Below are 18,909 nucleotides of genomic sequence, written 5' to 3'. Positions count from 1 at the left end.
AGTGAGCCCAGTCCAAAAAGGTGGCGAGGCCGGTCGGCACGACCGCGGTGCACCGCCCGGACGCCGACGGTCGGGTGGGACGGGACGCGGCGGCGTCGACTGTGCAGCGACCGGACCAGCGATGCGACGGCTGCCCCGGTCCGGCTACGGTGATGTCGTGGGACTGCATCTGAGTCAGATCGCCGAGGCGGACGAGCTGCTGACGAACGATCCGCTCGCGTTGCTGATCGGGATGGTGCTGGACCAACAGATTCCTCTTGAGCGGGCGTTCGCGGCTCCCTGCGAGCTGGCCCGACGGCTTGGTCGTTCCCTGAACGCGGCGGATCTCGCCAGGGCCGACCCAGACGAACTCGGCGCGGCCTTCTCCCAGCAGCCGGCGCTGCATCGGTTCCCCGGTTCGATGGCCAAGCGGGTGCAGAGCATGTGTCAGCTCATCGTCGACACCTACGACGGCAACGCGGCTCGCGTGTGGACGACCGCGGCCGACGGCAAGGAGCTACTGAGGCGGGTGGCGGCACTGCCGGGTTTCGGTACGCAGAAAGCCAAGATTTTTGTGGCGCTTCTTGGCAAGCAGCTTGGCGTGACGCCGCCAGGCTGGCGGGAGGTGTCCGCACCGTTCGGGGATGACGGATCGTACCTTTCTATCGCCGACATCATCGACACGGTCACCCGTGACAAGGTTCGTGCCTACAAGAAGGCGATGAAGGCCGCCACCAAGGTATCTACCGGCTGAACTGCGGTTTTGTTGTTTCCAACATACGTGTCATTGCCGTACCGCGCCACGCGGTAGATGAGCATGTGCGGGGCGGGCGGCCGGATTCTTGACGAGTTGCCGTCCAGCTGCACCCAGTCAGTCGTTTTCAGTCGGCGCAGGGAGATCGAGCTGGAACCAGACGGTCTTACCGGTCCGGGTGGGCCTGGCGCCCCAGCGGGTGGCCAGTTCGGCGACGAGCTGCAGGCCGCGGCCGCCCTCGTCGTCGACGGTGGGATGCAGCAGGCGGGGAACCCGGGTGTCTTCGTCGGAGACCTCGACATAGAGGGCGTGCTGGCCGCGCCGTAGGATCAGTTGGCCCGGGGCGTTCGCATACCGGATCGCATTGGTGACCAGTTCGCTGACCAGCAGTTCGACGGTGAAGGCAGCGCCTATGACTTCCCAGCGGCTGAGGGCGCTCAGGACGGCTTCGCGCGCGGCCTTGGCTGCCTGGGGACGCGGGGCGATCGCGGTGGTGGCGGTGGTAGCGGTGGTGGTGGCACGGACGAGTAGCAGCGCGACGTCATCGTCGTAGCCTTCGCCCCGGTCGATGAGGCTGAGCATCCGGTCGGCGGTCCTGCCGAGATCATGCGCCTGTTTCTGTTCGGCGTCACGATGGATGGAGCTGAACATGAGCTCGATGCGTCGACAGCCTTCGTCGATGCCGACGGTGGGGGACTCGACCAGGCCGTCGGTGAAGAGCGCAAGTGTGGTTTCGGCTGCGAACACGTGCCGTGTTTCGGTGTACGTCTGTTCCCCCAGCCCGAGGCCGAGGATCGGATCGCCGTGGCCTTCGAGGCGGCGGACCTTTCCGTCCGGACAGGTGAGGACGGGATCCAGATGGCCCGCGTTGGCAATGCAGATAGTGCCGGTAGCCGGCTCGAAAATCGCATAGATACAGCTGATGAGCGTTTGATCGGGGCCGCTGCCGAGGTTCTGGACAAGGTCGTCGAGATGGGTGAGGACGTCGGCCGCGGGCAGGTCGAGAGCGGCGAAGGCGCGGACGGCGGAACGGACCTGCCCCATGACGGCTGCGGCCGTGAGGCCCCGGCCCATGACGTCACCGATGACCAGCGCGACCCTGCCCGCAGACAGCGGGATGATGTCGAACCAGTCGCCACCAACTTCAGTACCGGCCGTCCCAGGTTCATAACGCCAGGCGATGTCCAGGCCTTCGACGGCGGGGGTTTCGTGCGGCAGCAGGCCGCGTTGCAAAGCGATGGCGGCGGCGCGCTGGCTGGCGTAGGCTCGGGCGTTGGCCACCGCACTGGAGATCCTGCTTCCCAGTTCGGCCGCGGTCTGCACGTCCCAGTCGGTATAACGACGCCGGGACGAGCCGATGCCGAAGTAGACGACCCCGAAGAACTGCCGGCCCACCAGCAGCGGAACCACGATCGCCATGTCGATCGCGACCTGCTCGAAAAAGTCGTGCGGTTCGGACATTTGGACGCTGTGTATTATTCGTTCTGTTATGTCGAAAAGCACTGGTCGGCGCGTGGCGAATGCTCGATGAGCGGGATTATCCTGATCAAGATAGACCAGAGTTCCCACGGTATTGATCGGAGTTGGCGAGGCGGAGCGCGGCGTGTTGGCGTGCCTGGCTCCGCGTAGCGCCAGCCTGTCCGGGTGGGTGTCGGCGTCGAGCGTTTCGTCGGCCAGGAGGACCTCGCAGTTGTCGGCGAATTCGGGGACGGCGAGGTCGACGATCGCCGCCAGCGTGTCCGGTAGTTTCAGGGACGCGCCGACCAGCCCGCTGGCCCGCCCCAGCAGGCGCAGCCGCTGTTCCACGGCCTCGCGATCGGCTTCCGCCTGTCGTTGTTCGGTGATGTCGATCGCGGCCACACCGATCGCCGTCGTGACGCCGTGCCGATCGCGGATCGGATAGTGAGAAGCGCTCCATATGCGGCGGTGCGGCCAGCTTGCCGGGGTGCGTCCGGTGATTTCAACATCGATGATCGGCTTCCCGGTGTCCAGCACCCGCCGGATCACATCCCATGCCTGAGGATCTATATCGGGAAGCAGCTCCGCGATCGTCTTGTCTCCGATGTCCGCCGTGGACAGACCATTGAAGGCGAGTATGGTCTTGTTCATGTAACGTATTCGTAGCTCTGTGTCGACAATCAGGAGGCCAATTGGAGCCAAGTCAGTGAGTCGCGCGGCCAGCTCAAGGCTTTCCAGCTCGTCCGATCTTGCTGGTTCACGACGACCCGGGATACCCGTGCGTCGGACCATCAGCGCGTGTGGGCCGGAGAGAAACGGGACGGATTCATGCTGTCACCTTGTGCCGCTGTCACCTTGTGCTGTCGTCACCCTGTGGCCGAGGTCGAATACGCTTGGCGTGAACAAATCCATCCTGGTGAGTGACGCGACGAGTTGAAAAGATCAAACGCGCCGCTTTTCCGCCGGTCAGGCATGTGGTTGGCGATGCCCGCTGCCAGCCGCGATCAAACGCGGGGCGAACGCGGGGGCGAATCGAAATGCGAGGATCAATGCGAGGGCGGGGCACGCGCTCAGACGGTCACCAGGACGAACACGGGGAACGCGCTGACGGCGGCGGCCGTCAGATAGATCGTCGCATGCGCCCACAGCGGCGTCCGGGGCGATGGATCCAGCAGGCGCGAGATGCGGGCGACCAACGGAGTGTCGATCGGCGACCGGGCGCTCTCGGCCACCGGAGCGTTCGTGTCCCCGCTGTCTATCGTGCCGCTGCTGTGGCTGGCACGCGCCGGCCACAGCGTCCGGCATCGTTCAGACAGCTGGTGCTGGGGCACACCGCTGATCGCGACCGCGCCCGCCGGCACCGGGGAGCGGGCGACGCCGAGCCTGGCCAGTGCGCGCGCGAGCGTCTGCCCACTGGTGCGCCGGGCAGCGGCGTCATCGGCGAGCATCTCGACCAACAGAGACACCGCGGCGGTTGCTTCACGGGCCGGTGACAGAAAGGGGAACGTTTCCTGCCAGGCCACGAAAGGCTGGATGACGAGATCGTGGCGGCTCCGAGCATGAGCTTCCTCGTGCACGAGGACGGCTTCCAGCTCGTCCGCGGCGAGCGCGGTGAGCAGCCCTTTGGAGACGACTACCCGGGTGTGACGCACACCGGGCAGGCAGTATGCGACCGCGACCGGATGGTCCAGAACGCGGAGCCGACTACGTCGGCAGGCCTGTTCACCGTGGTCGTGACCGGCGAGGTCGACCAGATGGCGGTGACGGCGCCGTTGCCGCAGGGTCCGGGATGTGCATAGGGCGAGTACGCCGAACAGGCGGGCGGCAAGCGCGGATGCCACCGCGAGACCGATCAGGTTGATCCAGCCGAGCCCGGCCAGCGGCTCACCGGCCGCCAGATGGCTGGCATGGTCGCGGACACTCACCGGCATGTTCGTCGACAGCGGCGCGAAGGTGAAAGCGATCACCGCTAGCAGCGCGGAGACTCCGCCCGCAAGCCCGACGGCCTGCCACAGCACGATCGCCGACCGCGGGCAGCGGGACGGCCAACGGGCCGCCGCGAGCAGCCGCGGAACCGGCCACGCAAGGGTGCACGCGAACAGGGTGAGAACGGCCGCGGTCGTCATAGCGGGTGAACAGTACCTCTGTCGGCAGGAGGTGGTTCGTCCTGTGGACGCAGTGTGTCCGATCCATCATCCTCGGCGCCCGCCGGCCGGGTCAGCGCCCGGCGAAGGATCTCGGCTTCGGCCGGGGAGACCGAACCGACGAAACGGACCAGCGCCGAGCCGCGATCATCGGTGGTGTCGAGGACCGCCAGCATGGCCTCGGCGACAACGGCGTCCCTGCTGCTCGACGCCCGGTAGCGGTGCGCGCGCTCGGCGCGCTCCCGTTGGACGAAACCCTTGCGCTCGAGGCGTTCCAGCACCGTGAGGACGGTGGTGTAGGCAAGGTCGCGTTCGTGGTCGAGGCGGGTCGCTACCTCACGCGCGGTCAGCCAACCGTCTGTATCCCACAGTACGTCCATGACTGACCGCTCAAGGTCACCCAGGCGCGCCATGGGTCCACTCTACGACGCGCCAAGAGATGACGTGACCTGATCCATAGATCTCGTGAAGCTGGCCCACGGCCCGACAGAAGCGGCTATAAGGATCACTGGCCATGAAAGGGCCGCGGTAGGCGTGCAGTGCGGCGGGCCGCTCGGCAGCGGCCGGGAATGACAGCCAACTGATGGTCGGCTTCTTCGACGTCACGATCGGTAAGTTCCGCCTGGATGCGTCGACCGGCGGTATCGAGATGGATCGTGGCCAGGCCGAACATCCGCTGTAGTGGTCCCTGGACCCGGCGGATGCTCTGGACTTTTTCCAACGGGACCCATCGTGTGACTCGGCGTACCCGACCGTTTGTCGTTACGATACAGGTCTTGCTGTCTCCCCAGGCGAGGTAGCGGTAGCGCAGTGGAGCTTTCCACCGGGCGCGGGCCGGGGCGCGCCGATCGGCGGTGGGCGCCGCGGGAATGAGCTGGGACAGTAAGAACGCGGCTTGGCCATGGTCCCCGACCGGCAGCACAGCCCGCAGCTGGCGTCCCTCGGGCCTGTTCTCGTTCCTGACCCGCCGGCCCGCCACCTCGACCTCGAGGCGGCACCAGCGCAATGGCCGCCACAGGAGCGGTTCGACCAGCTGGACCGCTTGGACACGGCCGAACGGAATCGTCTCCGTGGCGGTCTGGATCGCGCCCGAGCGCAGATGGAGGCCGTCGGCGGCGACGGAGACGGTGAGCTCGAAGCCGCTGTTGAAACGCCGCCAAGCCGCGGTGAGCATCCCGATCAGGAGACCCACGGCACCCCCCAGAGCACCGATGGCCGCCGGGATCGCTACCGCGACCGCGGCGAAGACGACGGTCGCGCCTATCGTGACAACTCCCTGGCCGCTCAGCAGTATGGAGGTGGCCAGCCGCCGGGTGGACAGCGCCACCAGCAGCTGTTCCGGGGGTGGCGGTGAATCCTCGGCGACCCCGTGCGCGAGGGCCAGCAGGCGTGCCCGCAGGATCTCCGCGTCCGCCTTGCGTAGACAGGCCAGCCGGCCGGCGGAGCCACCGGATGCCGCCATCCGCAGATGGAGTTCGGCGAGGCCCAGCACCCGCGCCAGCCCGGATTCCACCAGGTCGATCGCCTGGATCTGGGATAGCGGGTACCGCTGCGAGCTGCGGCGCAGCAGCCCTGTCTCGATTCGCAGCGTGCCGTTGTCAACCTGCCACCGGGTGACCAGCCACGAGATCACACCGATGACGACGACCACGGCGACAACCGCGAGATCCCAGTAGCGTCCCTGCCCACCGCTGTCCTGCTGGTGGGTTACGGCGCCGGACAGCAGGAGAGTCGCCAGCACCACGAGGTGGCGCCCGGCCCGTACCAGCGGTGACAGAGGGTGCAGACGGCGCCATCCGCCGGCAAGTCCCGCGATGGGTTGGCCGTCGCTCCGCTCACCGGCCTGTTCACCGGCTTGCTCACCGGCCGGTCCGGCCATCGCGGACGCTTCTGCCCTGGACGGCCCCGCCGTCAACCGTTGTATCGCCGTTCCGTCCATAGCGGAGTGCTCGTCGGCGCTGTTCACAGCCCGGCCGCTTTGGCTTCGCCCAGAGCGGCCAGCGCGTCACGGAGCCGGGCCGCTTCGGCCGCGAGGAGTCCCGGGATTCTGGCGTCACTCGCTGCGGCTGCGGTGTGCATGCGTACAGTAGCGAGCCCGAACATGCGCTCAACGGGCCCAGCGGTGACGTCGACGAACTGCATCCTGCCGTAGGGAATCACGGAAAGTTTGCGAATCATGACACCCCGTCGAATGAGGAGGTCGTCCTCGCGTTCGGCATAGGCCCAGGCCCTGATCCGGTGATGGAGAAGCCGTTCCCAGGCCAGCACCACGGCGGCGATCACCAGAGCGAGTAGTCCGCCGAGCCCCGCTGAGCCTATGAATGCGCCCAGCAGGCCGACGGTCGTGATCGTCGGAGTGGCGATGAGAGCCAGCTGGATCCGGCGCATGACCAGCAGGCGCGTGGACGGAGCTGTCCAGTCCTGGGCGTCGTTCATGTGATCCGTTCGCTGGGCCTGTCAGCCCGTTGCCGTGGGATATCCGCTTCGCGGTCAGCGGCCCGGAGCCGTGGGCTCGGCGCTGGGGTGAGCGTGACAGAGCAGGATGTCATCTGCCGTTTTGTCCCATCTGCATGTTGCCGTGCCCGCTCGGTACGCACTTCTCGAGTGCATACGATACATATATTTTATGCAATGTATGGATTTTATAGAGTAAATAGGATCTTTTTTGTATTTTAAGATCATAGTTGTTGTGGTTAGGATGATTTTGTCCTGTGCTGGTGCTGTTGTCCAGAGTCTTCGCGGAGCCGGAGCCCTCGGCCGGTGACATCCGCCGTCAGAATCTGGGCGGGCAGCATGCGGAGCCGGCCATCAGGACGTGCGGTTCGCCTGGACGGCTACGGTCGCCAGATGGGTGTGCGTGGGGATGAGCGGACCGTGGTACCGATCGAGGCCGACCGGTCAGCCGCTGGCGCTGGTGGCCTGGGCGGGGTCGGCCGGCCGTTGTCCCGGCGGCTGTTCGTAGCCGAGGTGTGGCTCGTCCTCGGTGTCTCGCTGGGAGCCTCCGCGCTGTGGGCCGCTGTCCGTTACATCGGCGACCTGACCGCACCTGTGCCGCTTCGTCGGCAGGTTGCCGAGCTGAACTCGTCGGCGGCTCCGGGACGTCCGTGGCTCGATCTCGCATTGCAACTGGTCGGTATCGCAACCGCGCTGGTGCCCGCGCTGTTGGCGCTGAACCTGCTCGCGCGCGACGGCGGCGGCCCGTCCGCCATCGGGCTCGACTGCCGCCAGCCCAGCCGCGACGTCGGCTTCGGGGCCGGGCTCGCCGCCATGGTCGGCGGTACCGGGCTCGGGCTGTACCTGCTCGCCTGGCACTCGGGCGTGAACCTGACCGTGGTTCCCACAAGCCTGCCGGCTGTGTGGTGGCGCGTCCCCGTCCTGCTGGCGTCGGCGGTGGAGAACGCGCTGCTCGAGGAGGTCGTTGTGGTCGGCTACCTGTTGACCCGGTTGCGCCGGTTTGGCTGGAACGACCGGACAGCGCTCGCCACGAGCGCTGTCCTGCGTGGCTCGTACCACCTGTATCAGGGTTTCGGTGGTTTTGTCGCTAATTTACTTATGGGCCTGCTGTTCGGTCGGATCTATCAACGTCACGGGCGGATCGGTCCACTTGTCGTAGCTCATTCCCTGATCGATTCAGTTGCTTTTGTCGGTTATGTGATTTTGGTCGGCAAGGTGTCCTGGCTCCCCCAGCCATGATCTTGTTGGGCGCGGGCGTTGGGGTGGGCATCGAAGCAGACATCGCGGCAGGTGGCGAAGCGGGCATCGGGGCGACAAGGTAGTTAACATTCGTTGAACAACGGTTATCTTTTTGTTGTTTATTGTGTGCGATTGGCGTGACCGAATTGTCGCTGGTAGCGAGATTATTGCCATTCGTTGATGGCGGCGCTTCGGTCGGATGTGATGAAAGGGCACGGCATGGGCAGTGAACTGAGGGAAGTCGAACGTAAGTTCGCGGTCGATCCAGCCTTCGTGCTTCCCGCGCTGGATCAGTTGCAAGGAGTCACTAGCGTTACCGAGCCGGAAACGGTCACCCTGGAAGCCGTCTACTATGACTCCGACGATTTTCGGCTGGCCAACAATAAGATCACATTCCGGCGGCGGACCGGAGGGCACGACGAGGGCTGGCACCTGAAGCTGCCGATCAAAACTGGTGAGCGTACCGAGATCCAGCGCCCCCTTTACCCGGTTGCGGACGGCGTCGACGGGGCGAATGATCCGGCTGGAAGGAGCGGCCAGCTGCCGGTCGCGGCTGATCCAGTACCGGAAGTGTCCGCCGTCGCTCACGCCGCCGCCGGACCAGCCAACGGCTGGGCAGACAGCGTTCCGCCCGCTGAGCTGGTGGAGCTGGTATCCGTCCACCTGCGCGGTGCGCCGCTGCAACCGGTGGCGCGGCTGGTCACGAGCCGCACGGCGATTCGCCTCCGCGATGCCACCGGAGCTGATCTCGCCGAGGTGGTTGACGACTGCGTCAGCTCCCAGACTCTCGGCGGGAACACCGCGCGCCCGCGGCGCCGTGAGTGGCGCGAGATCGAGGTCGAACGTGTCGGTGCTGGTGAGAACAGCCTGCTGGACAGGGTCGGCGCTACCCTGTCGGCGGCTGGCGCGTCCCAGGCCCTGGAGCCGTCCAAACTCGCGCGGGCGCTGGGGCCGACGCTGGCGAACCAACGGCGATCCGCGGCGGCGCCGTCCCGGGGCAGGCTGCGGCCGAAGTCGCCGGCCGGCGAGGTGGTTCGGGCCTACCTGGCGGCCCAGGTGGAGGTGCTGCTCGCCACCGATCCCCGCGTGCGCCTGGACGCACCGGATGCCGTGCACAAGATGCGGGTGGCGACCCGCCGGTTTCGCAGCACGCTGCGTACCTTCGCGCCGATGTTCGACCCGGCGGTCGGCAGCCACCTGGACGGGGAGCTACGCGATCTGGCCGGTGCGCTGTCCGCGGCCCGCGACTGCGAGGTGATGGTCGAGTACTTCGACGGGCGGATGGCCGAACTGCCCGGTGAGCTGGTGCGCGGTCCGGTCGTCGAGACGATTGACAGCCAGCTGCTCGCGGGCCAGGCTGAGGCTCGCGGCGAGACCTTGGCGATGCTGCGCAGCGAGCGTTACCTGACGCTCATCGCTGATCTACAGGTAGTGGTTGCCGGACCGCTGCGTGGCCCGGCAGCGCAGCCCGCGCGTATCGCTGTCCCGCAGCTGATCGGACGCGCCGATCGTCGGCTGACTCGCAAGGTCGCCGCGGCCCTGGCCACGCCGTCCGGGCATGAGCGGGACATCCAGCTGCACAGCGCCCGCAAGCAGGCGAAGCGCTTGCGATACGCGGCCGAGACAGCCGTACCGCTCTTCGGGTCCGACGCGGTGGAGCTCGCCAGGCTGGCCGAGCAGATCCAGGAGCTGCTCGGCACACATCAGGATGCCACCGTCGCACAAGGGCTGCTTCGTGGGTGGGGCACGGCGGCCGCGGATGCCGGCAAGCCGACCGCGTTCACGCTTGGGCTGTTGTTGGGCCTGGAGGAATGCCGTGCGCGGACCGCGGAACGGGATTTCATCGACTTCTGGCCGGCGGCATCCCGGCGGCGGCACCGCCGCTGGCTGGGCTGATCCGTACATTCTACGGCGTGTTCCGGAAGCCGCCGTTCGATCAGGGAGCCGCGGCCAGGGGCCGCCTGGACGCGGCGAGCCGGACAGATGACCTTCGAAACACGCCCTAATGGTCGTAGAAGCCGTGTGACCGGTCGTTGCCGACCCACCGTGCCGGCAGTTCCGTCAGCTGCCGGACCCGGTCCCGGTCAGTGGGGGTGACCGGGGTCTGCAGCAGGATGGTCGCATCCGGGTCGTCGGTGGGACGGAACAATGAGATGATCAAAAGGATCTCCCCGACGGTCGCGGTGGCGACCGTCACCTTCCGGCTGGTGAACTCGTGTGCCGACCGGTTTTCCCACCACTGCTTCAGATCAGGCTTGTCGGCCTCGAGCAGCATGAATATCTCCTGGACACGTTCGTCCTGGAAATCGCCGTCGGCGCGTGAGCGGAACTGCGCGAGCACAGCCTTGGTCACGGCTTCCCACTCATGCAGCGTGCTGCCGAGCAGCCGGCTGGTGACCATCAGATACAGGAGGTTCCGGCGCCGATCGTCGACGAGGCCGGGGTCCGTCCACAGCGCCGCATAGGCGTCGTTCCAGCCGATGATGTCGAAGCTGTGGTCCAGAAGCAGCGCGGGACTGGTCGGCCAACTGTCCAGAACGGGTTGGAGCAGCCGCGCCACAGCATGGCGTTGATCGTGGGTGTGCCGCGCCCGGCGCGGCGGGGCGTGCAGGCCCGCGAGTGCCAGGGCATGCCGTCGAGCATGATCGTCCAACCGCAGAGTGCGCGCCACAGCTTCGACGACCGGTCGGGAAGCCGCTACCCGTCCTTGCTCGAGCCAGGTGTACCAGGCGAGCCCCAGGCCGGACAGCTGTGCCACTTCCTCTCGTGGTAGCCCGGGTATTCGTTCACGGTGGGCCTGCAGGAACTTACCGAGTTCGCGTTGCCGGGACTCCCGTTGGACGCCGCTGCTCGCCGTGTTGCCTACCGCACCGTGCGCCGTACTTTCTGTCATGGCTAACCGTCCTGTCGGTTATCGCCCGGACACTTTTCGCAAGACCCGGCGGCGGGGGAAGCCATGGGGCACCCGCGGGCGGAGCGATGGCCACCTGTCCGTCGACGGGGCAGGTGCCGTTGACCTGGCAGCTGGCTTTTACGGGACACCTGTCGATGTTGACATCAGCAGGACCGCCGCTTACCGGCATTCAGCGCAGTGCGACCTTGCCCTCCCCGGTTGGCCGGAGTTCGGCCGCGGCTCCCCGGCTTGGAGCGCCCGGCAATAGAGGATGCGGCATTGCGAGGCTGGGGTGCGCACCTCGCGTCATCGCTGCCCATCCATCGCCGCGCGATGCACAGGTACCCCGGCTCCTCGGTCGCCCCACAAGCTCCGGCGCATCCCTCCGTCGCCGCGCGATGCACGCACCTCAATCCCGCTTCTTGATCCACGCCCCTGTTGTCGGGCATTCGTAGCGCGTGTTTGAGATCGTCATTCCGGCATACTGATCAAAGGCCCGGCCCCGGACAGGTTCTCACACAGTTCTGACATTTCTCTGACGAAAGACACACGGCGCCCCGGCAAGGTGACGGTGTCGCGGACCACGGTGGCCGCGTTCAACGGAGGTGACGGCGTGAGGATATCAATGGCAACGAAGCTCGCCGCGATGGCGGGCGCTGCGGTCATCGCGGCCGGTAGCGCCGCGACCGTGGCACTGGCCGACTCGGGAGGGCCTGTCACACCGGCCGCGAATGCCACGACGGCCACCGCCGACCCGATCTCGGAGGTGGCGTCTGATGCTCGAGGCCATCGCGCCTGGCTCGCGGACAAAGGCGTGCACGGGGAGTTCGTGGCGCGGACGGCGGACGGGTTCAAGACGTTCGATGTGCAGAAGGGGACCGTGACAGCGGTGTCCGGTTCGTCGTTGACCGTCCGCAGCGATGACGGATACACCGTCTCCTACTCGATCACGGATAGCACGATTGTGCGCCGAGGCAAGAACAAAGCGGATATATCGGCGGTGAAGGCCGGGGAGAAGATCGTGATCGGCGCCCGTGTCGACGGCCAGACACGGACAGCGCTCCGCGTGATCGTGCAGGTCAGCTGAGCCGTTTGTCAGGGGAGAGAGCGGTGGCATCTGGCTGACTGGCGGTGAGCGGCCGGATGGTGAACTTAGAGCGCCCGGCAATAGGGGCGTGGATCAGGGAGCGGGGCTGGGGTGCGTGTATCGCGAGGCGGCGGAGGGAGTCACCCTGGTGTTGGGTGGCGACCGACGACAACGCGGTGAGGTGCGTGCCCCAGCCCCGCGACGCCGCGTCCCCTGTTGCCGGGCGCTCTTAGCCCCGCCTTTGGTGGCCACGCCGGTCCCGGCGTGGCCACCAAGCCGTGCCGCGAGTGCCGTGGCCGGGTCAGGCGGAGCAGGACCAGCTGATCGAGCCGGCCAGGGTACGGCCCGCCGAAGTCTGGCCGGTGAATGACAGCGAACCGCCCGAAGACGTGATCGTCGCAGTGGTCGCGATGGCCTCCACCGCGTACGGGCCGTCCGTGGATGAGCCGACGGAAACGGTGACCACGGCCGGGTAGGAGCCGGCTCCGTGGTAGGCGGCGATCCGGACGGTCGCTGTAACGGTGTACCCATGAATGACGCCGCTGGCGGATTCCACGTAGCGCCGGCCTGTGTCGCAGCTGACGGTTGTGTCCACGTGACCGGCGACTGTGATTGGCGATGTGATCGACACTGTCAGAGATCCCGGCCCGCCGACGCCGCGTCCGGCGGACGTACCACCCGTCGCCGGTGCGGTTGCCACGGGCACGGTTGCCACGGGCACGGTTGCCGTCACCGATGACGAGGTGCTGGAGGCCTGTGTGGTCGCCGCGGACACGGCCGTGCCGGCGGTGCGGGCACCGGGTTGGCATGCGGACAGCGGAAGAACTGCCATGCCGACGAGGAGCATGACGGCCATCCGGGATCGGCTGGCGTGATGACGGTTCATCGTTTGACACCTCGTATCGGAGCGGGACAGCGGGTGCTGTTCTCAGCTCTGGAGCCTGCCCGGCGTTTATGAGAGCCGGATGTATGAGCAGGCGGTTCGGCTCGCATGGAACTCATATGTTCGTCCGGTGTGATTGCGACCCGCGGGGCGCACGGAGGGCGTGGGAGGGACATGAGCGAGAACGGGAGCCGTGATTCGCGGTCGATGCGGGTCCTGGTCGTGGATGATGAGGCGAACATCGTCGATCTTGTCCGTATGTCCTTGCGCTTCCACGGCTTTGACGTGGTTACCGCAGCTTCCGGCCGGGAGGCGATGACCGCTGTCACCGAGATGGCACCGGATCTTGTGGTGCTTGACGTGGGGCTGCCCGACACCGACGGTTTCGAGGTCTGCCGTCGGCTGCGTGACGCTGGAGCCGAGACCCCGGTGATTTTTTTGACCGCTCGTGATCGCCATACCGACAAGGTCGCTGGTCTGACCTACGGCGGCGACGACTACGTGACCAAGCCCTTTTCCATCGATGAACTGGTAGCCCGGGTGCGCGCGGTGCTCCGGCGGGCACGGCGCGACCAGTCACCGCTGGCCGCGCAGGTCCTGGTCTTCGCCGATCTCGTCCTGAACGAGGACAGCCACGAGGTGGCCCGGGGCGGTCATCCGCTGGAGTTGTCGCCCACCGAGTTCAAACTGCTGCGATATTTGTTGGCGAACCCGCGCCGGGTATTGTCACGTGCCCAGATCCTCGACGCGGTCTGGAATTACGACTTCGACGGTGGCCACACCATCGTCGACCAGTATGTGAGCTACCTACGGCGTAAGCTTGCACCGCACGGACCGCCGTTGATCCATACCCAGCGCGGCTTCGGCTATGTGCTGCGAGAGCCTGGCGCGCAGCTTTGACCGTATCGATACGTGACGATCGTCGTGTCTGGTCAAAGGCCGCGCGATGCTGGTTTTTCGCGCGGCCGGCGACTTTGGTCTGGGTGTCTGGTCAAAGGCCGCGCGATGCTGGTTTTTCGCGCGGCCTTTGACCCCGGTGAGTTACCCGGTCGGTCGGGATGGCCCGGCGCCGGCTCCGAGACGATCGATGCCCAGCTCGATGTCATCGATGTCCTCCGCGGTCAGCGCGAGGGTGGCGGCCGTGATCCATCCATTGACCTGGCTTGGCCTGCGCGCGCCGACGATCGCCGCGGTCACACCGTCGAACGCGAGGGTCCAGGCGACGGCTACCGAGGCGACGGTCGTGTTGTGCCTTTTTGCCACCGTTCGCAGGATGTCAGCGAGAGCGAGGTTGCTGTGCAGTGCCTCGCCGGTGAAGTCCGGTGAGGCACGCCGCCAGTCGTCGGCCGGGAGGTCGGCCGATCGCTGCGCTGACCATGCCCCGCTGAGCAGCCCCGACTGCATCGGGCTGTAGACGATTACCCCGATGTTGTGCTTGGCGCAGTACGGCAGGATGTCCGTGGCCACGGTCCGCTTGATCGCTGAGAACGGCGGCTGGAGAACATCAACCCCGCCCGCGGATGCGGCACGCTCGAGCAGGTCGACGTCGAAGTTGGACACGCCCACCGACCGGATCTTTCCTTCCGCGCGCAGTTCGTGCAGTGTCGCGACGGAATCCTCGATCGGTGTGCCGTCCTTCGGCGGCCAGTGCAGTTGGTAAAGATCGATTCTTTCGATCTTCAATCGTCGCAGGGACGCGTTGACCTCACGGCGGATCGACTCGGGCGAGCCCACTCTGGCGGGCAACAGGTCATGATCTGATTTCCAGGTCATGCCGCACTTTGTGAACACGTATGGCCGGTCGGCTTCGCCGATGTCCGCGAGCGCCCGTGCCACGACCTCCTCGGAGTGCCCGCGGCCGTATACAGCCGCTGTGTCGATCCAGTTCACGCCGTGCTCGACGGCATGCCGAATGGCGGCCACCGATTCATCGTCGTCCTGGGCGCCCCATCCGAATGCGTGCTCCGCACCGCCGATCGCCCAGGCGCCGAAGCCAACCCGGGTGATGTTCAAACCGGTCGGGCCCAAGAGCATTGTAGGAAGGGTCATGGTCAGTGTGTACCCCCATGCGAGACTCCGGATCTGGGTGGAACGAGGACTCCTGGGATCCAGGCGGCTGGCTCCGACCGGACCGTACCGGCTTCTCCAGCATGAAAGCATTCACGCGACCGGAAGTCCCGCGGCCAGGAATGTCAGTAATGTCATGTTTGTCTTGTTGACATTCCTGAAGATGAGCGGCCTCCGCCGCGGCCGGCCAGGGCCGGTGCGCGGCGGCGAGCGGGAATGCCGTCTGGTCGCGGGCGGTCTGGGCGTGTCGTCCGCGGGCGTTGGACAGCCCGGGTCATTGGATGGTCGCACGGTGATCCGCTGGTGAAATATGCACCATGATTTTTACTATGAGTAGTCATATTGGTGGTACGGGTTATCTGTCGGCTGGCAGGTGGGATGCCCGCGCCATGAGTACGCGGCCGGGCCGCATAGGAACACCCAGGCCGGTCCCGGGGGTGTCAGCCGCCTCGGGGGCTGGTAGCCACGATCGGCTCCCTGGAGGCGTTGACCATGGGCAGTTCTGGTGGCACGCCCTGACGGTGGCCGGCCGCGGCGCTCTGCCGGCGCGGACGATGGAGGTGCCCGCGACCGGTAGTCGCGGTGGGTTACCTCGGGCGATGCGCCGCCATCCGCTACGTGAGGTATGTAGTGGACTTCCTTCCCCGGAGACCTCCCGTGATGGCCTGTAGCCGTGTAGCGTCTTCCATGGCCAAGTTCGGCGGTTGGCGTCTACAAGGGACGCGGACGGCGAACACTGTCGTGGGAGCGCCAAAATCTCACTTCAGACGGTCCGGGGCCCGCGCGGTGTGGGTCCTGACTGCACCAGCAGGGAGAACGGCACGTGGCTCAGGGCACGGTTAAGTGGTTCAACTCGGAGAAGGGCTTCGGCTTCATCTCCGTGGACGGCGGCGGTTCGGATGTCTTCGTCCACTACAGCGCGATTGACATGGACGGGTACAAGAGCCTGGAAGAAGGGCAGCGGGTCGAGTTCCAAGTGACCCAAGGACAGAAGGGTCCACAGGCTGACGCCGTTCGGGTCGTCTGAGCCACGAGGGACGTAACTCCACAGTCGTAGGGCGAGGGTCCGCCATCCCCAGCTGAGGAGGCGGGCCTTCGTTATCTGTCGGTGGCGGGCGACACGTTCGGATTCATAACGCATCGCGTTTCTTTTTCGTGTTGTTTCTTTTCTGGTAGATTGCGTGTTTCCGCATAGCCGCTGACGTGCGCTCGAATATGTCGGGTCCGTCAGCTGCCATCTTTTTTGTTGAATAGGAGCGCCTGGTAACAGAGGACCGCGGCGTCGCGGGGCTGGGGCACGCCCCTCGCCGCGCTGCCGGATTTTTTGCCGAGCGTATCCGCCGGATGGAACGCTCGTAGCAAAATTTCCGTCAACCACGCCGACGCGGGGGACTATCGACCGCGGGACACCAGGAGTTCGGCGATCTGCAGGGTGTTCAAGGCCGCACCCTTGCGGAGGTTGTCGCCACAGACGAACATGGCGAGCTCACACGGGTCGTCGGGCGATTGCCTGATCCGCCCGACCCAGGTCGGATCGGTACCGACGACATCTGCCGGCGTTGGGAAATCCCCTGCGGCCGGGTCGTCTAGGACCGCCACACCTGGCGCCGCGCGCAGGACGGCTCGTGCCTCATCCGCCGTTACCGGACGCGCGAACCACGCGTGTACCGCCACCGCGTGGGTCGTCACGACCGGTACCCGGACACAGGTCGCGGATACCCTGAGGCCGGGGAGCCCGAGGATTTTCCGTGACTCGTTCCGGATCTTAATTTCCTCGGACGACCAGCCGCCGTCCTTGTAGGAACCGGCCCACGGCACCACGTTCAGCGCGAGCGGCGCGGGGAACGGGCCGAGCCCGTTCTCCCCGATCGCCTTGCGGACGTCTCCGGCACTCTGTCCGAGTCTGAGCTCGATGTCGCCGGCCGTGCCGGCAGGCAGGCCGGCCGCGTCGGCCGGCGGCATGTTGCGGTGGGCGAGCCCGGCATCGAGGACGACCGCGAGCTGGGCGTACAGCGTGTCGATACCGGCTTGGCCCGCTCCGCTCGCTGCCTGGTAGGAGGTCGCCACCAGGGAGTCCAGCCCGAACACCCGGTGTAGCGCGCCAACCGCGACGATCATTGACAGCGTCGTGCAGTTCGGGTTGGCGATGATCCCACGAGGTCGCCTCGCCGCAGCCTGCGCGTTCACCTCGGGGACGACGAGCGGGACGTCGGCATCCATCCGGAAAGCGCCCGAGTTGTCGACCACGGTAGCCCCACGGGACGCGGCGACCGGTGCCCACTCCTTGGAGACCTCATCCGGAACGTCGAACATCGCGATGTCGACGCCGTCGAAGACCTCGGGAGCCAGCGCAAGCACCTCGACGTCCCTGCCGCGCAGCCGCAGTTTCCGCCCAGCGGACCGGGCGGAAGCGATCAAGCGGATCTCTCCCCAGATGTTCGGGCGTTCCGTCAGCAGCGACAGCATCACGGTGCCGACCGCACCGGTCGCGCCGACTACAGCGAGTGTTGGGCGGTGGGCGGCAGTCTGTGTCGTCATCGGCCGGTGCCCGCGTACACGACGGCCTGGCCGTTGGGATCGGAGAGGTCGAAGGCACTGTGGACGGCCCGGACTGCTACGGGCAGGTCGGTGTCGCGGATGACGACCGAGATCCGGATCTCGGAGGTTGAGATGATCTCTACATTGACCCCGGCGTCCGCGAGCGCGCCGAAAAAACGGGCTGACACCCCTGGATGCGACTTCATCCCGGCGCCGATCAGGGAGAGTTTGCCGATGTGATCGTCGTACAGGGTCCGTTCGAAGCCAATCTGGCCACGGACCTTCGTCAGCGCGGTCAGCGCGGTACGGCCGTCGGCTTTCGGGAGGGTGAAGGAGATGTCGGTCCGCCCGGTGCCGGCGACCGAACCGACCTGCACGATCATATCGAGGTTGACGTCCGCGTCAGCGACGGCTCGGAAGACGGCAGCGGCCACGCCGGGCTTGTCCGGGCAGCCGGCCACGGTCACCTTCGCCTCGCTCTGGTCGTGTGCGACTCCGCGGATGATGGCCTGTTCCACGAGATCTGCCTCCGGAATCTCGGTGACCCACGTACCCGGCTTCGAGGAGAACGAGGAACGGACGTGGACGGGGACGGTGTAGCGGCGGGCATACTCGACGCACCGAAGCATGAGAACTTTGGCGCCGCAGGCCGCCATCTCCATCATTTCCTCGTATGAGATGCGCTCGATGCGGCGTGCGTCCGGCACGATACGCGGGTCGGCGGTGAAAACGCCGTCCACATCGGTGTATATTTCGCAGAAATCAGCCCGCAAGGCGGCCGCGAGGGCCACGGCGGTCGTGTCCGACCCACCTCGGCCGAGCGTCGTCACGTCCTTCGTATCCTGGCTGACACCCTGGAAACCGGCGACGATCGCGATCGCACCTGAGTCCAGAGCGTCACGGATGCGTCCCGGTGTGACATCGATGATGCGGGCCTTGCCATGCGCCGAAGTAGTGATCACTCCCGCCTGGGAGCCCGTGAACGACCGTGCCTCGGCACCCAGGTTTGAGATCGCCATGGCCAGCAGTGCCATCGAGATGCGTTCACCGGCGGTGAGCAGCATGTCGAGCTCTCGGGCCGGTGGTACCGGCGTGATCTGTTCGGCGAGTTCCAGCAGGTCATCGGTCGTGTCACCCATCGCGCTCACCACGACCACCACATCGTCGCCGGAACGGCGCTGAGACACGATCCGTTCGGCGACCCGTTTGATCCGGTTGGCATCCGAGACGGAGGAACCGCCGAACTTCGTCACCACGACCGCCATGGGGCCCAGGCTACTTGGCACTCAGGGGACGGAGAAGAGCTGCGGTCACGGTGCTTTCGGGTGGGCGATCAGATTGCCCCACCGGAGCGGGCGGTCGTCTTGCCCGCGCTGGGGAACGAGGCGTTGCCGCCACGGCGGCCATTATCAT

17 protein-coding genes are annotated in these 18,909 nt (G+C 66.4%); 7 read left to right on the top strand and 10 right to left on the bottom strand.

Features of this window, described 5'->3' with window-relative positions; translation table 11 throughout:
- Positions 1-121: 121 nt before the first annotated feature.
- Complete coding sequence (locus tag MJ777_RS02200; RefSeq protein WP_370652624.1) at positions 122-733, top strand: HhH-GPD-type base excision DNA repair protein; 612 nt, start codon at positions 122-124, stop codon at positions 731-733.
- A gap of 117 nt (positions 734-850) precedes the next feature.
- Here the strand turns inward: MJ777_RS02200 and MJ777_RS02195 are convergent, their stop codons facing one another.
- The 5 genes from MJ777_RS02195 to MJ777_RS02175 form a co-directional block, all read right to left on the bottom strand.
- Entirely contained in the window at positions 851-2,983 is a 2,133-nt protein-coding gene (locus MJ777_RS02195; RefSeq protein ID WP_239372816.1) for a SpoIIE family protein phosphatase, read from the bottom strand.
- A 278-nt stretch (positions 2,984-3,261) separates the two neighbouring features.
- A complete protein-coding gene (locus MJ777_RS02190) occupies positions 3,262-4,317 on the bottom strand; it encodes a M56 family metallopeptidase (RefSeq protein ID WP_239311670.1) in 1,056 nt (351 codons plus the stop codon).
- A complete protein-coding gene (locus MJ777_RS02185; RefSeq protein ID WP_239311668.1) occupies positions 4,314-4,748 on the bottom strand; it encodes a BlaI/MecI/CopY family transcriptional regulator in 435 nt (144 codons plus the stop codon). Before MJ777_RS02185 ends, MJ777_RS02190 begins: the two co-directional genes overlap by 4 nt.
- Positions 4,749-4,840: 92 nt before the next feature.
- Positions 4,841-6,214: a PH domain-containing protein gene (locus tag MJ777_RS02180; RefSeq protein WP_239311666.1), complete on the bottom strand. Its 1,374-nt coding sequence runs from the start codon at positions 6,212-6,214 to the stop codon at positions 4,841-4,843.
- Positions 6,215-6,297: 83 nt separating this feature from the next.
- Positions 6,298-6,771: a PH domain-containing protein gene (locus MJ777_RS02175; protein WP_239345337.1), complete on the bottom strand. Its 474-nt coding sequence runs from the start codon at positions 6,769-6,771 to the stop codon at positions 6,298-6,300.
- A gap of 411 nt (positions 6,772-7,182) precedes the next feature.
- Here MJ777_RS02175 and MJ777_RS02170 point away from each other — a divergent pair, with 411 nt between their 5' ends.
- On the top strand, positions 7,183-8,028 hold the full coding sequence (locus MJ777_RS02170; RefSeq protein WP_239311664.1) for a CPBP family intramembrane glutamic endopeptidase: 846 nt from the start codon (positions 7,183-7,185) through the stop codon (positions 8,026-8,028).
- Between the two features lie 219 nt (positions 8,029-8,247).
- Complete coding sequence (locus MJ777_RS02165) at positions 8,248-9,924, top strand: CYTH and CHAD domain-containing protein (protein WP_239372814.1); 1,677 nt, start codon at positions 8,248-8,250, stop codon at positions 9,922-9,924.
- Positions 9,925-10,030: 106 nt separating this feature from the next.
- Here the strand turns inward: MJ777_RS02165 and MJ777_RS02160 are convergent, their stop codons facing one another.
- Complete coding sequence (locus MJ777_RS02160; protein ID WP_239311660.1) at positions 10,031-10,921, bottom strand: helix-turn-helix transcriptional regulator; 891 nt, start codon at positions 10,919-10,921, stop codon at positions 10,031-10,033.
- Between the two features lie 625 nt (positions 10,922-11,546).
- Here MJ777_RS02160 and MJ777_RS02155 point away from each other — a divergent pair.
- Entirely contained in the window at positions 11,547-12,008 is a 462-nt protein-coding gene (locus MJ777_RS02155; RefSeq protein WP_239311658.1) for a DUF5666 domain-containing protein, read from the top strand.
- A gap of 301 nt (positions 12,009-12,309) precedes the next feature.
- Here MJ777_RS02155 and MJ777_RS02150 read toward each other — a convergent pair whose 3' ends face one another.
- The gene (locus MJ777_RS02150) at positions 12,310-12,564 is read right to left on the bottom strand and encodes a hypothetical protein (RefSeq protein ID WP_239372812.1); all 255 of its coding nucleotides are present in this window, start codon (positions 12,562-12,564) and stop codon (positions 12,310-12,312) included.
- A 64-nt stretch (positions 12,565-12,628) separates the two neighbouring features.
- On the opposite strand from MJ777_RS02150, the gene MJ777_RS02145 reads away from it, so the two are divergent.
- Positions 12,629-12,883, top strand: coding sequence for a hypothetical protein (locus tag MJ777_RS02145; RefSeq protein WP_239372810.1), 255 nt, complete (start codon positions 12,629-12,631; stop codon positions 12,881-12,883).
- A 182-nt stretch (positions 12,884-13,065) separates the two neighbouring features.
- Positions 13,066-13,791 (top strand): response regulator transcription factor, encoded by a 726-nt coding sequence (locus MJ777_RS02140; protein ID WP_239372808.1) that lies wholly within the window; start codon positions 13,066-13,068, stop codon positions 13,789-13,791.
- A gap of 141 nt (positions 13,792-13,932) precedes the next feature.
- On the opposite strand, the gene MJ777_RS02135 is transcribed toward MJ777_RS02140, so the two are convergent.
- A complete protein-coding gene (locus tag MJ777_RS02135; RefSeq protein ID WP_239345350.1) occupies positions 13,933-14,940 on the bottom strand; it encodes an aldo/keto reductase in 1,008 nt (335 codons plus the stop codon).
- A gap of 841 nt (positions 14,941-15,781) precedes the next feature.
- Between MJ777_RS02135 and MJ777_RS02130 the strand changes: the two genes are divergently transcribed.
- Entirely contained in the window at positions 15,782-15,985 is a 204-nt protein-coding gene (locus MJ777_RS02130; protein ID WP_013872098.1) for a cold-shock protein, read from the top strand.
- Positions 15,986-16,350: 365 nt separating this feature from the next.
- Here the strand turns inward: MJ777_RS02130 and MJ777_RS02125 are convergent, their stop codons facing one another.
- The gene (locus MJ777_RS02125; RefSeq protein ID WP_239345354.1) at positions 16,351-17,496 is read right to left on the bottom strand and encodes an aspartate-semialdehyde dehydrogenase; all 1,146 of its coding nucleotides are present in this window, start codon (positions 17,494-17,496) and stop codon (positions 16,351-16,353) included.
- A complete protein-coding gene (locus MJ777_RS02120; protein ID WP_239308302.1) occupies positions 17,493-18,761 on the bottom strand; it encodes an aspartate kinase in 1,269 nt (422 codons plus the stop codon). The genes MJ777_RS02125 and MJ777_RS02120 overlap by 4 nt, the downstream gene beginning before the upstream one ends.
- Between the last annotated feature and the right edge of the window lie 148 nt (positions 18,762-18,909).

It is taken from the genome of Protofrankia sp. Cj5, from assembly GCF_917627405.1.
Classification (GTDB): domain Bacteria; phylum Actinomycetota; class Actinomycetes; order Frankiales; family Frankiaceae; genus Protofrankia.
The sequence above is the reverse complement of the archived record's forward strand: the minus strand, read 5'-3'. Positions and strand labels throughout refer to the sequence as shown.

Bases quoted from the DNA above. Each gene is read 5' to 3' on its own strand.
- MJ777_RS02200 (WP_370652624.1), top strand. From the start codon at position 122: ATGCGACGGCTGCCCCGGTCCGGCTACGGTGATGTCGTGGGACTGCAT.
- MJ777_RS02180 (WP_239311666.1), bottom strand. From the start codon at position 6,214: ATGGCCGGACCGGCCGGTGAGCAAGCCGGTGAACAGGCCGGTGAGCGG.
- MJ777_RS02175 (WP_239345337.1), bottom strand. From the start codon at position 6,771: ATGAACGACGCCCAGGACTGGACAGCTCCGTCCACGCGCCTGCTGGTC.
- MJ777_RS02160 (WP_239311660.1), bottom strand. From the start codon at position 10,921: ATGACAGAAAGTACGGCGCACGGTGCGGTAGGCAACACGGCGAGCAGC.
- MJ777_RS02165 (WP_239372814.1), top strand. From the start codon at position 8,248: ATGGGCAGTGAACTGAGGGAAGTCGAACGTAAGTTCGCGGTCGATCCA.
- MJ777_RS02140 (WP_239372808.1), top strand. From the start codon at position 13,066: ATGAGCGAGAACGGGAGCCGTGATTCGCGGTCGATGCGGGTCCTGGTC.
- MJ777_RS02170 (WP_239311664.1), top strand. From the start codon at position 7,183: ATGGGTGTGCGTGGGGATGAGCGGACCGTGGTACCGATCGAGGCCGAC.
- MJ777_RS02185 (WP_239311668.1), bottom strand. From the start codon at position 4,748: ATGGCGCGCCTGGGTGACCTTGAGCGGTCAGTCATGGACGTACTGTGG.
- MJ777_RS02155 (WP_239311658.1), top strand. From the start codon at position 11,547: ATGGCAACGAAGCTCGCCGCGATGGCGGGCGCTGCGGTCATCGCGGCC.
- MJ777_RS02120 (WP_239308302.1), bottom strand. From the start codon at position 18,761: ATGGCGGTCGTGGTGACGAAGTTCGGCGGTTCCTCCGTCTCGGATGCC.
- MJ777_RS02135 (WP_239345350.1), bottom strand. From the start codon at position 14,940: ATGACCCTTCCTACAATGCTCTTGGGCCCGACCGGTTTGAACATCACC.
- MJ777_RS02190 (WP_239311670.1), bottom strand. From the start codon at position 4,317: ATGACGACCGCGGCCGTTCTCACCCTGTTCGCGTGCACCCTTGCGTGG.
- MJ777_RS02195 (WP_239372816.1), bottom strand. From the start codon at position 2,983: ATGGTCCGACGCACGGGTATCCCGGGTCGTCGTGAACCAGCAAGATCG.
- MJ777_RS02125 (WP_239345354.1), bottom strand. From the start codon at position 17,496: ATGACGACACAGACTGCCGCCCACCGCCCAACACTCGCTGTAGTCGGC.